Source organism: Modestobacter sp. SYSU DS0290 (assembly GCF_054050955.1).
In genome coordinates, this window is sequence record NZ_JBJHAI010000003.1 from 1 (window position 1) to 14489 (window position 14489).

General features: G+C 73.4%; 15 protein-coding genes. 4 read left to right on the plus strand and 11 right to left on the minus strand.

The window, feature by feature from the left end; genetic code table 11:
- Positions 1–125: 125 nt before the first annotated feature.
- The 7 genes from ACI795_RS04460 to rpsF all read right to left on the minus strand — a co-directional run bounded on the left by ACI795_RS04460 (position 126) and on the right by rpsF (position 5116).
- Entirely contained in the window at positions 126–734 is a 609-nt protein-coding gene (locus ACI795_RS04460; RefSeq protein WP_457074014.1) for a hypothetical protein, read from the minus strand.
- An 86-nt stretch (positions 735–820) separates the two neighbouring features.
- Positions 821–1369, minus strand: a complete 549-nt coding sequence (locus ACI795_RS04465) for a GNAT family N-acetyltransferase (RefSeq protein ID WP_457074015.1) — start codon at positions 1367–1369, stop codon at positions 821–823.
- 5 nt (positions 1370–1374) lie between these two features.
- Positions 1375–2745, minus strand: coding sequence for a replicative DNA helicase (gene dnaB / locus ACI795_RS04470; protein ID WP_457074016.1), 1371 nt, complete (start codon positions 2743–2745; stop codon positions 1375–1377).
- A gap of 802 nt (positions 2746–3547) precedes the next feature.
- Positions 3548–3994, minus strand: a complete 447-nt coding sequence (gene rplI, locus ACI795_RS04475) for a 50S ribosomal protein L9 (protein WP_457074017.1) — start codon at positions 3992–3994, stop codon at positions 3548–3550.
- Positions 3995–4005: 11 nt separating this feature from the next.
- Entirely contained in the window at positions 4006–4242 is a 237-nt protein-coding gene (rpsR, locus tag ACI795_RS04480; protein ID WP_089305905.1) for a 30S ribosomal protein S18, read from the minus strand.
- Between the two features lie 98 nt (positions 4243–4340).
- Complete coding sequence (locus ACI795_RS04485; RefSeq protein ID WP_457074018.1) at positions 4341–4826, minus strand: single-stranded DNA-binding protein; 486 nt, start codon at positions 4824–4826, stop codon at positions 4341–4343.
- 2 nt (positions 4827–4828) lie between these two features.
- Positions 4829–5116: a 30S ribosomal protein S6 gene (rpsF, locus tag ACI795_RS04490; RefSeq protein ID WP_457074019.1), complete on the minus strand. Its 288-nt coding sequence runs from the start codon at positions 5114–5116 to the stop codon at positions 4829–4831.
- Positions 5117–5284: 168 nt separating this feature from the next.
- Between rpsF and ACI795_RS04495 the strand changes: the two genes are divergently transcribed.
- A complete protein-coding gene (locus ACI795_RS04495; protein ID WP_457074020.1) occupies positions 5285–6097 on the plus strand; it encodes a deoxyribonuclease IV in 813 nt (270 codons plus the stop codon).
- Between the two features lie 47 nt (positions 6098–6144).
- Here ACI795_RS04495 and ACI795_RS04500 read toward each other — a convergent pair whose 3' ends face one another.
- The 3 genes from ACI795_RS04500 to ACI795_RS04510 all read right to left on the minus strand — a co-directional run bounded on the left by ACI795_RS04500 (position 6145) and on the right by ACI795_RS04510 (position 10804).
- Positions 6145–7665: a glycosyltransferase family 87 protein gene (locus ACI795_RS04500; protein ID WP_457074021.1), complete on the minus strand. Its 1521-nt coding sequence runs from the start codon at positions 7663–7665 to the stop codon at positions 6145–6147.
- A 22-nt stretch (positions 7666–7687) separates the two neighbouring features.
- A complete protein-coding gene (locus ACI795_RS04505; RefSeq protein WP_457074022.1) occupies positions 7688–10258 on the minus strand; it encodes a transglycosylase domain-containing protein in 2571 nt (856 codons plus the stop codon).
- A gap of 132 nt (positions 10259–10390) precedes the next feature.
- On the minus strand, positions 10391–10804 hold the full coding sequence (locus ACI795_RS04510; RefSeq protein WP_457074023.1) for a DUF5318 family protein: 414 nt from the start codon (positions 10802–10804) through the stop codon (positions 10391–10393).
- A gap of 158 nt (positions 10805–10962) precedes the next feature.
- On the opposite strand from ACI795_RS04510, the gene ACI795_RS04515 reads away from it, so the two are divergent.
- From ACI795_RS04515 to ACI795_RS04525, 3 genes are all read left to right on the plus strand, one after another.
- Entirely contained in the window at positions 10963–11580 is a 618-nt protein-coding gene (locus ACI795_RS04515) for a PadR family transcriptional regulator (protein WP_457074024.1), read from the plus strand.
- 71 nt (positions 11581–11651) lie between these two features.
- The gene (locus ACI795_RS04520) at positions 11652–12722 is read left to right on the plus strand and encodes an inositol-3-phosphate synthase (RefSeq protein ID WP_457074025.1); all 1071 of its coding nucleotides are present in this window, start codon (positions 11652–11654) and stop codon (positions 12720–12722) included.
- 122 nt (positions 12723–12844) lie between these two features.
- A complete protein-coding gene (locus ACI795_RS04525; RefSeq protein ID WP_457074026.1) occupies positions 12845–13624 on the plus strand; it encodes a hypothetical protein in 780 nt (259 codons plus the stop codon).
- Positions 13625–13743: 119 nt separating this feature from the next.
- Here the strand turns inward: ACI795_RS04525 and ACI795_RS04530 are convergent, their stop codons facing one another.
- Entirely contained in the window at positions 13744–14415 is a 672-nt protein-coding gene (locus tag ACI795_RS04530) for a YqgE/AlgH family protein (protein ID WP_457074027.1), read from the minus strand.
- Positions 14416–14489 lie beyond the last annotated feature (74 nt).

Consider the following 14489-nt stretch of genomic DNA (forward strand, 5'->3'; position numbering starts at 1 on the left):
CGCGCCCCCGCCCGCCGCGCGGCCGGCCGCGCGGGCGCGCGGGGGGGGGGCGGCGCCGCGCCGCCCCCCCCCCCCCCCCCCCCCCCCCCCCCCCCCCCCCCCCCCCCCCCCCCCCCCGCGGCGGGTCAGCCCTGGCGGCCGCGCCCGTTGCCGTTGCCGTTGCCGGCCTGGTCGACGGTGGCCGGCTGCGGAGCCACCTCCGCGGTGTCCTCGCCGGCTGCCGGTGCCGGTGCGGGGGCCGGAGCAGGGGCCGGGTTCTTCGTGCCGGCGTGCTGCCGGGCGGCAGAGGAGACCGCCTGGCCGTGCTCGCGTCCGGACTCGAAGCTCTGGCGGGCGACCTCGGAGACCGCCTCGCCGTGGTTCCGCGGAGCCGGCGCGACCGCATCGTCGGAGGGCACCGTCTCCTCGGTGGCCTCCGGCTCCTCGGTGGCCGGCTCCTCGGTGGCGGGCTCCTCGGTGGCGGGTTCCTCGGCGGCCGGCTCCTCGGTGGCCGGCTCCTCGGTGAGGTCCACCGGCGTGGTCGGCGCCTCCTCGGTCGGCTCCGGGGCGGTGGACGGCACGGGGGCATCGGACACCGGAGCGGGCTGCTCCACGGCGGCCGGCGACTCGAGCGCCTGCGCGGTGACCGCGGTGCCGCCGCCGGCGACGACGACCGCGGCCGCACCCGCCGTCAGCTTCACGCCCAGGCCGGCCGAGGCGACCTTGGCGAGCAGGGCAGGAACCAGTTCGAGCATGCGGGCACTCCTCATCGAGAACGGACGTTCTCGGAAGTGATCGGCAGCCCGGTTCGCTCCTTGAGGCAGGTCACCCGATCGGCTGGTCAGTCCGCCGCGCCGTCCGACGGCACCGTGGGGACCCAGTACCGGCGGGTGCGGCCCAGTTCGGTGTCCCGGACGTCGTCCAGCACGCCGCCGGCCCCCTCGATGACCCGGGCCGAGGCGACGTTCCCGTCGGCGCAGGTGATCAGCACCCGGTCAAACCCCAGCCGGGCAGCCCGGGTCAGCACCTCGCGCAGCGCCCACGTCGCCAGACCGCGCCGGCGGGCCGAGGGGCGGATGCCGTACCCGATGTGGCCGCCGGCCCGGAGCAGGAAGTCGTTGAGCTGGTGGCGCAGCGCGATGGCCCCCAGCACGGTGTCGTCCTCGACGATCCACCAGCAGGTGCCGTGCACCCGCCCCTCCGCCAGCGGCACCGTGGGGTCGGACTCACCCCGCAGCCGCGCCACCCAGGCCGCGAACCCCGCCGGGGTCTCGACCTCGTCTCCCGGCCGGAGGCCGGCACCGTCCTCGTGGACCCCGGCTCCCCACTCCCGGTGCGCCGCCAGCCAGGCGGAGTGCAGCCGGGTGGTCGGCGCGACGAGCTCGGGCACGGCGGTCAGTTCGCCATGTCCACGAAGCGGGAGTAGTGGCCCTGGAAGGCGACGGTGACGTTGGCGGTCGGGCCGTTGCGGTGCTTGACCAGCATGATGTCGGCCTCGCCGGCCCGCGGGGACTCCTTCTCGTACATGTCCTCGCGGTGGATCATCATCACCATGTCGGCGTCCTGCTCGATCGAGCCGGACTCACGGAGGTCGGACAGCATCGGCTTCTTGTCCTGACGCTGCTCCGAGCCTCGGTTCAGCTGGCTCATCGCGATGACCGGCACCTCGAGCTCCTTGGCCAGCAGCTTGAGCGCACGCGAGAACTCCGAGACCTCCTGCTGACGGCTCTCGACCTTCTTGCCCGACGTCATCAGCTGCAGGTAGTCGATGACCACGAGCTTGAGGTCGTTGCGCTGCTTGAGCCGCCGGGCCTTGGCCCGGATCTCCATCATCGTCATGTTCGGTGAGTCGTCGATGTAGAGCGGTGCGTCGGCGATCTCGCCCATCCGGCGGGCCAGCTTCGACCAGTCCTCGTCGGACAGCGAGCCGGCGCGCATGTGGTGCAGCGGCACCTTCGCCTCCGCCGACAGCAGACGCATGGTGATCTCGTGCTTGCTCATCTCGAGCGAGAAGATCACCGCCGGCATGTGGTGGTGCACCGTGGCCGACCGGGCGATGTCGAGCCCCAGGGTGCTCTTGCCGACACCCGGACGGGCCGCGATGACGACCATCTGCCCGGCCTGCAGCCCGTTGGTCAGCTCGTCGAGGTCGCGGATGCCGGTGGGCACACCGCGGGCCGTTCCGCCCCGTGACGCAATGGCGTCCAGCTCGTCCATCGTCGGCTGCAGGACGTCCTCGAGGCGCGAGTAGTCCTCGCTCATCCGCTTCTCGGTGACGTCGTAGATCTCCTGCTGGGCGCGGTCGACGATGTCGTCGACGTCGCCCTTGCCACCGGCCGCGCCGTAGCCCAGCTGCACGACCCGGGTGCCGGCCTCGACCAGCCGCCGCAGCACCGCCTGCTCGGCGACGATCGCGGCGTAGTAGCCGGCGTTGGCCGCGGTCGGGGTGGAGGCGATCAGCGTGTGCAGGTAGACCGCACCGCCCATCTTGGACAGCTGGTCGGTGCGGTTGAGCTCCGCGGCGACGGTGATCGCGTCGGCCGGCTCGCCGCGCCCGTAGAGGTCGAGGATGACGTCGAAGACGATCTGGTGGGCGGGGCGGTAGAAGTCCGGGCCCGCCAGGACCTCCACGACGTCGGCGATCGCGTCCTTGCTCATCAGCATGCCGCCGAGCACCGACTGCTCGGCGGCGACGTCCTGAGGGGGCTGCCGGTCGTACTCCGGAGCCGTCGGCCTCGGCCTGCTGATGTCGTCGACGACCGCCACGCTGGATCCCCCATCCCGCCGGCCCACGACGGGACCGGCTGCTGCTGTGCACCTGGTGCTGACCGCACGACGGCAGTCACCCGTGGGGTGCCGACCGTCGGGTCGTTGCTACCGCCGGGCACCGACAGTTCCGTGCCCGGCGGCAGCTGGGAGGACGTTAGGGAGCTGCCGCCCCCCGCGTCCAACACCGCTGTGCACGTCGATCTGCACAACTTGTGGACAAATCGGTGGACGACCGTGGTCACCGTGTGGACGGCCCGGGGGACGACGGCCGGTCGCGTCCCGGCAACCCCGCTGTCACCTGCGGCGCAGCCGCACCCAGCCTGTGGACGGGAGAAAGTCCGGCACTTTCCCGGCGCGGCGGCCCCTCGGCGTGTCGTCGGTGTTCCCGCTGGTCACACCCGTACCGCTGGACCACGACGCTGCCCGGCCGCGGCGACCGGCCCGCCCCTCCCGGGCTGCGGCGGCGCGGCCGGCAGGTGAACGGTGCGCGACCCCCACCACGTCGCGGCCGCGACCGGCACGACGGGGACGACGCCGGCGCACGGTCCGGGGAGCGCCTCCCCGGTCACCGGAGGGGGCCCTGGATCCCCACCCGGGGGGACCGTTGTGCACCGTGATGTCCACAGACTGTGGAGAAGTCGACACGGAGCCGCGGTCGGTGGCCCCGCCGCGGCCCCCGCGCGCAGCGGACTTGTGGACGGCGGGTGGACGCGCCGCCCGGCGCCGCCCCGGAGACGCCACGAGGGGCGCCGGACCGGAGTCCGACGCCCCTCGTGGGCAGTGCTGCGAGCTGGCTGGATCAGCCGGCGACGACGTCCAGGGACACCGTGGCGGAGACCTCGGGGTGCACCCGCACCGTGACGGTGTGGGCGCCCGTCGTCTTGATGCTGCTGGGGATCTCGATCCGGCGGCGGTCGAGCTCCGGGCCACCGGCGGCGGTGACCGCGGCAGCGACGTCGGCGGTGGTGATCCGGCCGAAGAGCCGACCACCCTCGCCGGCGCGGGCCGGCAGCGTGACGGTCAGGCCGCCCAGCCGCGCGGCGATCGACTGCGCGTCTTCCAGCGACGCGACGTCGCGGGCGGCACGCGCCCGGCGCAGGCTGTCGACCTGCTTCTCGGCACCCCGGGTGGCGACGATGGCCAGCCCGCGGGGCAGGAGGTAGTTGCGACCGTAGCCGCCCTTGACCTCGACGGTGTCGCCGGAGGACCCGAGACCGGTGACCTCCTGCGTCAGGATCAGCTTCATCGTGCTCATGATCAGCGCGCCGTGGAGGTGTAGGGCAGCAGGGCCATCTCGCGGCTGTTCTTCACGGCCACGGCGACGTCACGCTGGTGCTGGCTGCAGTTGCCGCTGACGCGGCGGGCACGGATCTTGCCGCGGTCGGAGATGAACTTCCGCAGCAGGGTCGTGTCCTTGTAGTCGATGTAGGTCGCCTTGTCCTTGCAGAACTGGCAGACCTTCTTCTTGGGCTTGCGCACAGGGGGCTTGGGCACTTGGGGTTCTCCTGGGAGATCAGTACTGGAGTTGTCGGCCCCGCTGCAGGGGCCCGCCGCGAGCGTGCGAGCGGTGGGGGGCAGCGGGGTCCTTCACATCAGAAGGGCGGTTCGTCGGAGGACGCCGGCGGGGTCGACCAGGGGTCGCTCGCGCCGCCGCCGGAGAAGCCACCGCCACCGCCGCCGCCACCGAATCCACCGCCGCCGCCACCCTCGCTGCGTGCAGCGCGGGTGACCTTGGCCGTGGCGTAGCGGAGGCTCGGGCCGATCTCGTCGACCTCGAGCTCGACGACGGTGCGCTTCTCGCCTTCCTTCGTCTCGAACGAGCGCTGCTTCAGGCGCCCCGAGACGATGACCCGCGAACCGCGGGTGAGCGACTCAGCGACGTTCTCCGCCGCCTGACGCCAGACGTTGCACCGCAGGAACAGGGCCTCGCCGTCCTTCCACTCCTGCGACTGACGGTCGAAGGTGCGGGGCGTCGAGGCGACGGTGAAGTTGGCGACGGCGGCGCCGGACGGCGTGAACCGCAGCTCCGGGTCGGCCGTCAGGTTCCCGATGACGGTGATGACGGTCTCGCCGGCCATGCTCAGTGGACCTCGGGCCGCATCAGCTTCGTGCGGAGCACCGACTCGTTGAGGTTCAGCTGCCGGTCGAGCTCGGCGACGGCAGCCGGCTCGGCCTGGATCTCGACGATGGCGTAGATGCCCTCGACGTTCTTCTTGATCTCGTAGGACAGCCGGCGGCGGCCCCAGATCTCGGTCTTGACGGTGCCACCGGAGTTGGTGACGACGGTCAGGAAACGGTCCAGGCTGGGAGCGATGGTCCGCTCCTCGAGCTCAGGGTCGAGGATGATCATCAGTTCGTAGTGACGCACGGAGAACCCCACCTCCTCTGGTCTCAGCGGCTGCAGGGCATCTGCAGCAGGAGGGTCGTACACGCGTCGCGCGCCGGACCTGCAGGCAGCAGGACAGACGCGCACCGGCCACAGTACCAGCGCACCGGACCCGACCCGGCCGTCGGACCGGCGATCTACGCTCCCCGGGTGGCTGAGCAGCTGATCGGCGTGCACGTCGGACCGGGCCTGACCGAGGCGGGGGAGCTGGACGACGGCGGCCCGCTGGCCCGGGCGGCCGAGCTGGACGCCGACGCCGTCCAGGTCTTCCTCGCCGACCCGCAGGGCTGGCAGGCCCCGACGCCGCGCCCGGACGCCGACGCGCTGCTCGCCGGCGACGTCGCGGTCTTCGTGCACGCCCCCTACGTGCTCAACGTCGCCTCCACCAACAACCGGATCCGCATCCCCAGCCGCAAGCTGCTCGGCCAGCACGCCGCGGCGTCGGCGGCGATCGGCGCGGCCGGCATGGTGGTGCACGGCGGGCACGTGCTGGCGAAGGACGATCCGGCCGCCGGCTTCGACAACTGGCGCAAGACGTTCGCCCGGCAGGCCGACGACGGCGGGTTCGGGGTGCCGGTGCTGATCGAGAACACCGCCGGCGGCGAGCACGCGATGGCCCGCGAGCTGGCCGCGGTGGAGCGGCTGTGGGATGCGGTCGGCGAGTTCGGCGCCGGCTTCGTGCTCGACACCTGCCACGCCTGGGCGGCGGGCTGGGACCTGTCCACCGTCGTCGCCGACGTGCGGGCGGTGACCGGGCGGATCGACCTCGTGCACCTGAACAACAGCCGGGACGCCGCCGGCTCCGGCCGCGACCGGCACGCGCCGTTGGCGTCCGGCGAGATCCCGGTCGAGCTGCTGCTGCACGTGGCCCGGGAGGCGGGCTGCCCGGTGGTGCTGGAGACCCCCGGGGACACCGCGTCGCACGCGGCGGAGATCAGCCGGCTGCGGGCTGCCCTGTCGTGAGGAGTGGGCCCGGCGGGTCCCGCGGGCGAACGACGACACGGCTCGGCTCACCCGGGGGGCGGCACCTGGACGCGATGTGATCCGGTGGACCGCCGACGGCGCAGCACGACCCGGTCGACGGCGCCGTCCAGCACCCCACCGGTCGGGTCGTCGACCCCGGACCAGCTGCGCCGCACCAGGTCCCGGTCCGGCTGCCACACCTCCCGGACGACGAGCACCATCAGGGCGACGATCGCGGCGTCCCGCAGCACCACAGCGGTGTAGAACCACTCGACGCCCACACCGTGCTGGTCGGAGCCGAGGTAGTAGAGCATCGTCATCGCCCACACCAGCGCCTCGGTGACCTGCCACGCCAGCAGCGAGCGCCACCGCGGCCGGGCCAGCACCGCCAGCGGCAGGAGCCACAGCGCGTACTGCGGGCTGTACACCTTGTTGAGCAGCAGGAAGGCGGCGACCAGCAGGAACGCCAGCTGGGGCAGCCGCGGCCGCAGCGGGGCGGCCAGCGCCAGCCAGCAGACGCCGGCAGCGGCCAGCAGCAGCACGACGGCCACCACGGTGTTCAGCTGCTCCGGTGCCTGCCCCTCGGCCAGCGGGCCGTCGAGGAAGCTGCCCCCGGACCAGTCGATGAGCAACGCCCAGACCGACTCCGGGTTGGCCGGGCGGGTGTCGCTGAGGGTGAAGAAGCGGGCCCAGTTCTCCGGTGCCGCCAGCGCCACCGGCACGTTGACCAGCAGCCAGGCGACCCCGGCGGCGACGACGGTCACCAGCCAGGCGCGCAGCCGGCCGGCCCGCAGGCACAGGGCGAACAGCACCCCCAGCACGATCAGCGGGTAGAACTTCGCCGCCACCGCCAGCCCCAGCAGCACGCCGGCCACCACCGGGCGCTGCCGGGCCCACGCCCACATGCCCAGGGTGGTGAGCGCGACGGCCAGCAGGTCCCAGTTGGTGAAGGCGTGGACGAGCAGCACGGGGGAGAGCGCGACCATCGCCGCGTCCCAGGGCCGGCGGCCGCTGAGCGCCAGGACCGCCCGGGTCACCACCAGCGCGAGCACCGACAGCAGCAAGCAGGTGACGATGTAGAAGGTGAGCACCGGGGCCGGGGCGGGCAGCAGCCCGGAGCCGGTGGCCAGCGCGTCGTAGCCCCGGCCGACGACGGCGGCCAGCTGCATCATCCCGCCGGTGAGGACCGGGTACTCGACGGCGGAGTCCAGGTAGGGGACCTGCCCCTCGGACAGCCCGCGGGTGCCGAACAGCGGGACGGCGTCGCTGTAGCAGAGGTGCGTGTACTGCCGGGAGCCGCTCCAGTTCCCGTCGGCACACGGCGCCTGCTTGGCCCAGGCCAGGGCGAGCACCACGACGGTGAACAGCAGGCAGACCCGCAACGGGGTCCAGAAGCGTGCCCGGCCGGTGGTGGCGTGCCGGCCCCAGGGGCCGCCGACCGCCTCGCTGGCCTGGATCGCCACCGGGTCGGTCCAGGTGGGCACCACGCGGTCCGGCCGGGGAACGACCGCGGGCCCGCCCGCCGGCTGGTCGGCCGGGACGGACGGGCCCGTGGAGGGGGTGTTCACGCGGTCAGTCTGCCCGGGTGGGTCAGTTGCCCGTGGTCGGGATCGACGCCCCGAGGGCGCACTCGGGCCGGGAGGGCTGCTGGGCGCAGAGTTCCTGCAGCCTCGCTCGCTCCGCCGCTGCCTCCTCCTCCTGCTGCCGGACCCGCTCCGCCTCCTGCCGGGCCCGCTCGGCCTCCTGCGCCGCCCGCTCGGCCTCCTGCCGGGCCCGCTCCCGCGCGCGTGCCTCGGCGGCGCCGGTGGCCTGCGCGGTCGGCGAGGGAGCCGGGGCCTGGGTGCTCTCCACCGGAGGCTGCGACGTCTCGGTCTCGGTCTGCGTCGGCGTCGGCGTCGGCGTCGGCTCCGGCACGCCCTCGCCGGTGTCGCCCTTGATCAGCGGCCGGGTGGGCAGCTGCTCCACCGGCGTGCCCGCGAGCGCGGCGTTCATGAACTCCTGCCAGATCTCGCCCGGCAGCCCGGAGCCGTAGATGATCCGGCCCTGCACGTTCCTGATCGCCTTGGTCGAGCCGGTGCCGATCCACACCGCCGCCGAGAGCGACGGGGTGTAGCCGACCATCCAGGCGTCGGAGTTGTCCTCGTCGTCCAGCCCCTGCGTGCCGGTCTTGCTGGCCACCGGCCGGTTGCCGTCCAGCGGCAGCCGGGAGGCGCCGGCGACGTCCTCGAGGGCGAAGGTGACGTCGCTGGCCACGTTGGGCTCCACAGCCTGGTAGGCGCTCGCCGACCCGTCGTTCGCCTTCAGCACCGCGCCGGTGCTGTCCCGGACCTCCGCGACGAAGTGCGGGTCGTGCCGCACACCGCCGGCGGCGAAGGTGGCGAAGCCGACCGCCTGGTCGATCGGGCGCATGTCGTACTGGCCGATGCCGATCGCGCCACCGGTGTTGCCGTTGCCGTCGGCGAGCACCGGCTGGCCGTCCAGGGCGCCACCGCTCCACACCTCGGGCAGGCCCGTCGCGTCGAGCGCGGTCTGGCGCACCTCGGTGGGGCCGGTCTCCAGCGCGAGGCCGTAGTAGGTGGTGTTCAGCGACTTGGTCATCGCCTCCTTGAGCGTGCAGGCCGCGCACTGGGCGTTGCCCGAGTTGCGCACCGGCTGGGTGCGGTCCTGCGGGAAGACCTGCGGCGACGTCCCGTCGCGGCGGGCCTCGACGCCGATCCCCTGCTCCAGGGCGGTGGCCAGCACGTAGGGCTTCATCGACGAGCCCGGCGGTCGCTGCGCCTGGGCGTAGTCGATGATCGCCTTGCCGTCCTCGCCGGGCGTGCCCCGTTCGTTGCCGTAGTAGGCGACGATCCCGCCGGTCCGCGGGTCGACGGCGACCAGCGCCTCCTGCAGTTCGTCCGGCTCGCCGGCCATCACCTCGTTGACCGCGGCCACGGCGGCGTCCTGCTTGCCCTTGTCCAGGGTGGTGACGATCCGCAGCCCGGAGGACTCGACCGAGTCGTAGCCCATGTTCGCCACCTCGCGCACGGCGGCCCGGGCCACCAGCCCCTCCGGCCCCTCCGGGTAGCCCAGGTTGGAGCCGGTGTTGGGCCGCACCGCGGGGTACTGCGCCGCCGCGCGGGCGGCGGCGTCCAGCCAGCCCTCCTCGACCATGCCGTCGAGCACCCGGCCCCAGCGGTCCTGCGCGGCCTCGGGGTCGGCCTCGGGGTCGTAGGAGCTGGGGCTGCGCACCTGGACGGCGAGCACGGCACCCTGCTCGGCGGTGAGGTCGGCGGCCTTGACCCCGAAGAAGGTGTTCGCCGCCGCCTCGATGCCGTAGGCGCCGCGGCCGAAGTAGATGGTGTTGAGGTAGTTCTCCAGGATCTCTTCCTTGGAGTACTCGTTGTCCAGCTTGACGGCGAGGAAGAGCTCCTTGAACTTCCGGCTGAAGGTCTGCTCGGAGCTCAGGAACGCGTTCTTCACGTACTGCTGGGTGATCGTGGAACCACCCTGGGTGGAGCCTCCGGTCAGGTTGTTCCAGGCCGCCCGCATGATCCCGGTGAAGGAGATGCCCGGGTCGGTGTAGAAGCTCCGGTTCTCCGCGGCCAGGATCGCGTTCTGGGCCGCCTCCGAGATCTGGTCCAGCCCGACGTTGGTGCGGTTACCGCCCGCCTCGGCCAACCGGGCCATCTCGGTGACGCCGTCGGAGTAGTAGACGACCGTCGTCTGCGCGTTCTGCACCGACTCGGGCGAGGGCACCTCGGTGGTGGCGTAGACCACCCCGACGAAGACCCCGAGCAGCACGAGCATGCTCAGGAAGGCCCCGGCGATGACCTTGTACCAGCGGCGACGGCGCTGCTTGGGGGTGCGCTTCCGCTTGCCGCCCCCACCGCCGGGACCGCCCTTGGCCGTCGGGGGCCGGTTGCCCGGCGGGCGGCCCCCGCCGCCACCGGAGGCAGGGCGGGCACCCGCGGGGCGGCCCGGGGTGCCGGACCGCGGGGCGCTGGTGCCCCCGCGGGAGGAGCTGGCGCCCCCACGGGAGGAGCTCGCCCCGCCCCGGGAAGAGCCGGTCCCGCCGCGGGCGGACGTGGTGCGGCCGCCGCTGGCGGCGGTGGCGCGGGCGGCCGGCGGACGGCGGACCGGGCCCGATGAGACGCGGGCGGTCTCGTCGTGGGGAGGCACGCGCAGGCCCCTTCCTCGAGTGTGGTGGGCGGCGACGGGTACGCCGGCAGCCCAAGGATGACGTCTTCAGCTGTGCGCCGGTGGTGTCTCGCACCACAGGTGGGGCCCGACGGGCAGGGCGGGCTGGTGTGACTACTCGGTCGCGGCCCGGCGCCGGGCGCGCCGGGGCGCCCGGCCGGGGACCGGCTCGGCACCGAGCACGTACGAGGTCACCAGGTGGTTCCAGCCGCACCCGCGGCAGACCTCCACGGTGTACACCGAGAACTCGTCCTGGGCGGCGTCCATCCGGGCCAGCTCGCGCCCGGTCTTCGCCTGCCCGGACACCGGGCCGAGCCCGTCGCCGTACACGTAGCTGACCTGGGCCAGCTGCCCGCGGCGGCAGACGGGGCAGGGCTCCCCGGTCGGTTCGCCGTGGTACTTCGCCGCCCGCGACAGGTAGGGCGTCGCGTCGCACACCTCGAACAGGCCGGTCCGCCCGGCGGCGACCGCGGCGAGGACCGCACGCCGTTGCAACGCGTAGTCCACCACCGACCGTCGTCCGGGCACGGCGCCAATGTACGCATCGCCGGCCTCCGCGCGAGGTCTCCGCGCGGCCCGAGCAGTGCCGTCCCGCGACCCGCCTCGAGTTGCGGACGTCACCACCACCCGATGTATCGTCCCGATACATCGATCCGGTGAACGACCGGCGACGACGAGGAGGCGACGTGCTCGAGCTCGCCATCCTCGGGTTGCTCCACCAGTCCCCCATGCACGGCTACGAGCTGCGCAAGGAGCTCGCCGCGGTGCTCGGCGGACGGCGGAGCATCTCCTACGGATCGCTGTACCCGGCGCTGAAGCGGATGGCCGCCGTCGGGCTCATCGCCAGCGACGACCCGACCCCGCGGGCGCTGCTGCCCGCCGACGCCCCGGCCCTCACCGGCCGGCGCGGCAAGGTCGTCTACTCCATCACCGGCGAGGGCGAGGAGCGGTTCGCCGAGCTGCTCAGCTCCGCGGGCCCGGAGTCCTACGACGACGAGGGCCGGTTCGGCGTCCACCTGGCCTTCTTCCGGCACACCGCCGCCGACGTGCGGCTGCGGATCCTGGAGGGCCGGCGCCGCACGGTCGAGCGGCAGCGCGACCGGCTGATGGAGTCGCTGCGCCGCACCCAGCAGCGACTGGACCGCTACACCCTCGAGCTGCAGCGGCACGGCCTGGACTCCGTCGACCGCGAGGTCCGCTGGCTCACCGAGCTCATCGACAGCGAGCGGGACGACAACGCCCGCGCCGCCGCCGCCCGGGCTGGGCAACCACCCACCCCACCGCCCGACGTTCCCACCACCTGAACGGCACCACCCGCACATCGTCAGCACACATCGCCCGGGCCCGGATCGGGTCCACCGGAGGGAGACAGTCCATGGCCACGGTCAAGGTCGCCATCGTCGGCGTCGGCAACTGCGCCGCCTCGCTCGTCCAGGGGGTGGAGTACTACAAGGACGCGGACGAGACCGCCTCGGTCCCCGGCCTCATGCACGTCCGGTTCGGCGAGTACCACGTCTCCGACGTCCAGTTCGTCGCCGCGTTCGACGTCGACGCCAAGAAGGTCGGCCGCGACCTCTCCGAGGCCGTCTTCGCCAGCGAGAACAACACCATCAAGATCTGCGACGTCCCGCCGCTGGGCGTGACCGTGCAGCGCGGCACCACCCTCGACGGCCTGGGCAAGTACTACCGGGAGACCATCGAGGAGTCCGACGACTCGCCGGTCGACGTCGTCGCCGCGCTGCGCGAGTCCGGCGCCGACGTGCTGGTCTGCTACCTCCCCGTCGGCTCCCAGCAGGCCGCGGAGTTCTACGCCCAGGCCGCGATCGACGCCGGCGTCGCCTTCGTCAACGCGCTGCCGGTCTTCATCGCCGGGACCAAGGAGTGGGCGGACAAGTTCACCGCCGCCGGGGTGCCGATCGTGGGTGACGACATCAAGAGCCAGGTCGGCGCCACCATCACCCACCGGGTGCTGGCCAAGCTGTTCGAGGACCGCGGCGTGCAGCTGGACCGCACCATGCAGCTCAACGTGGGCGGCAACATGGACTTCAAGAACATGCTCGAGCGCGAGCGCCTGGAGTCCAAGAAGATCTCCAAGACCCAGGCCGTCACCAGCCAGGTCGACCGGGACATGGGCAAGGACAACGTGCACATCGGCCCCTCGGACCACGTGCCGTGGCTGTCGGACCGCAAGTGGGCCTACGTCCGGCTCGAGGGCCGCGCGTTCGGCGACGTCCCGCTGAACCTGGAGTACAAGCTCGAGGTCTGGGACTCCCCGAACTCCGCCGGGATCATCATCGACGCCGTCCGCGCGGCGAAGATCGCCAAGGACCGCGGCATCGGCGGCCCGATCCTGTCCGCGTCGTCCTACTTCATGAAGAGCCCGCCGGTGCAGTACAGCGACAGCGAGGCCCGCGACGCGGTCGAGGCCTTCATCCGCGGCGACTGAGAGGACCCCGTCCCTCTCACCCCTCGCAAGCTCGGGGCGAGCCTCCGGACGGGGCCAGGCGTCCCGAGGGGCCCGGACCTGATGGTCCGGGCCCCTCGGTCGTTCCTCCTACCCTGTGGTCCATGCCCTCCCCCCGCCGTCCGGCGCTCGCGCTGCGGGCGCTCGTCCTGGGCCTGCTGCTGGCCCTGCTCGCCGGGTGCTCGTCGGACTCCGACACCCCCCGGTCGCCCGGCGACCCGGTGACCGACGCCGAGTCCGAGGTCCTCGCCCAGCTGCTGGCCCGCAACGTCGAGGAGGGCGGCGCGGACTTCGTGGTGACCGCGCCCTACGCCGACGGCGCGGTGCTGACCCTCACCGGCGAGGTCGACTTCCGCGAGCCCGCCGGGCGGGCCCAGGCGGTCACGACCTTCGACGACGGCCGGCCGGACGACACCCGCACCCTGTTCTTCACCGAGGAGTCGATCTGGTTCGGTGACGTCCCCGGCCTGGCCGATGCGGTCACCGGCGCGGGCCTGCCCGAGGCCTCGTACGTGCGCCGGCCGCTGGCCGCCGCGGCCACCGGCGGCAACGCCTCGCTGATCGACGTCCTGCTGACCATGGTGCTGCGGCTGGGCAGCGACCAGGAGCAGGACCCGCGGTCGTTCTCCGGGTACACCTGGCAGAGCAGCCAGCTCATCGACGGCGAACTGGCCGCCACGTTCAGCAACGGCCAGGGGACGACGGTCGCGGTGGCCGCCGACAGCGAGCTGCTGGTGCAGTACGTCGGCCGGATCACCGACCAGGAGTTCGACGTCACGATCACGCTGTCCGACCACGGGCCGCGGGAGATCGGGCTGCCCTCCGACGAGGAGACCCTCAGCGCGACCGAGCACCCGGAGATCGCCGCCGAGCTGGGCGTCTAGACGGGGCCCACCGCAGACAGAACGGGAGGGGGCGGCCTCTTCCCCAGGCCGCCCCCTCCCGCAGCACCCTTCCTACCAGGATCCCGCCGACTCCGGCAGGCGACACGCGGGCGCGTCGGTCAGTTGGCCGACGGATCGGCCGGTGCGGTGGAGAGCACCGCCAGCCGGCCCGTCTGCCGCCGTAGCACGGCGCGCCAGAGCTCCGGCCCCGTCGACCCGGTGAGCACGTCGGCCGGGCTGCCGGCGACGCACGCCCAGGCGCCCTCGGCCAGCTCGGTGGCCAGCTGCCCCGACGACCAGCCGGCGTAACCGGCGAAGACCCGCAGCCCGTCCAGCTGCCCCGCCAGCGGCTCGGGGTCCGCGTCCAGGTCGACCAGGTGCACCGCACCGGCCACCGGCCGCAGCCCGCTGCCCTCGGCCGGCGGGGTGTCCCCGGACCAGCTGCCCAGGCACAGCGCGGTGTCGGTCTCGCAGGGGCCCCCGACGTGGAAGACCCCCGGCTCCACCGCCAGCTCCGACCAGCCGGGCAGCACGTCGCGGATGCGCACCTCGCTGGGCCGGCCGAGCACGACGCCGAGCGTGCCGGTGTCGGAGTGGTCGAGCACGTAGACGACCGCGCCGGCGAACGTCGGGTCGGTCAGCGCCGGCATCGCCACCAGCAGCGACCCCGGGCGGACGTCGTCGAGACACCCGACCGACAGGGCCGGCACAGCAGCTCCCCGGCGGCGTCCGGCGGCCGGGGTGCCGGCGGGACGGCGCTCGGGATCGGGGGAGGTGGGCACCGGGTTCATCGCGTTCCAGTGTGCATCAGCTGAGGACCTGAGGGGTGGGCTGTCGTTGCGGCGGGCGACGTACCGTGGGGAAC

Excerpts from the sequence above, each read along its gene's own strand:
- ACI795_RS04485 (WP_457074018.1), bottom strand. The coding sequence starts at position 4,826 with ATGGCCGGCGAGACCGTCATCACCGTCATCGGGAACCTGACGGCCGAC.
- ACI795_RS04460 (WP_457074014.1), bottom strand. The coding sequence starts at position 734 with ATGCTCGAACTGGTTCCTGCCCTGCTCGCCAAGGTCGCCTCGGCCGGC.
- rplI (WP_457074017.1), bottom strand. The coding sequence starts at position 3,994 with ATGAAGCTGATCCTGACGCAGGAGGTCACCGGTCTCGGGTCCTCCGGC.
- ACI795_RS04530 (WP_457074027.1), bottom strand. The coding sequence starts at position 14,415 with ATGAACCCGGTGCCCACCTCCCCCGATCCCGAGCGCCGTCCCGCCGGC.
- ACI795_RS04525 (WP_457074026.1), top strand. The coding sequence starts at position 12,845 with ATGCCCTCCCCCCGCCGTCCGGCGCTCGCGCTGCGGGCGCTCGTCCTG.
- ACI795_RS04520 (WP_457074025.1), top strand. The coding sequence starts at position 11,652 with ATGGCCACGGTCAAGGTCGCCATCGTCGGCGTCGGCAACTGCGCCGCC.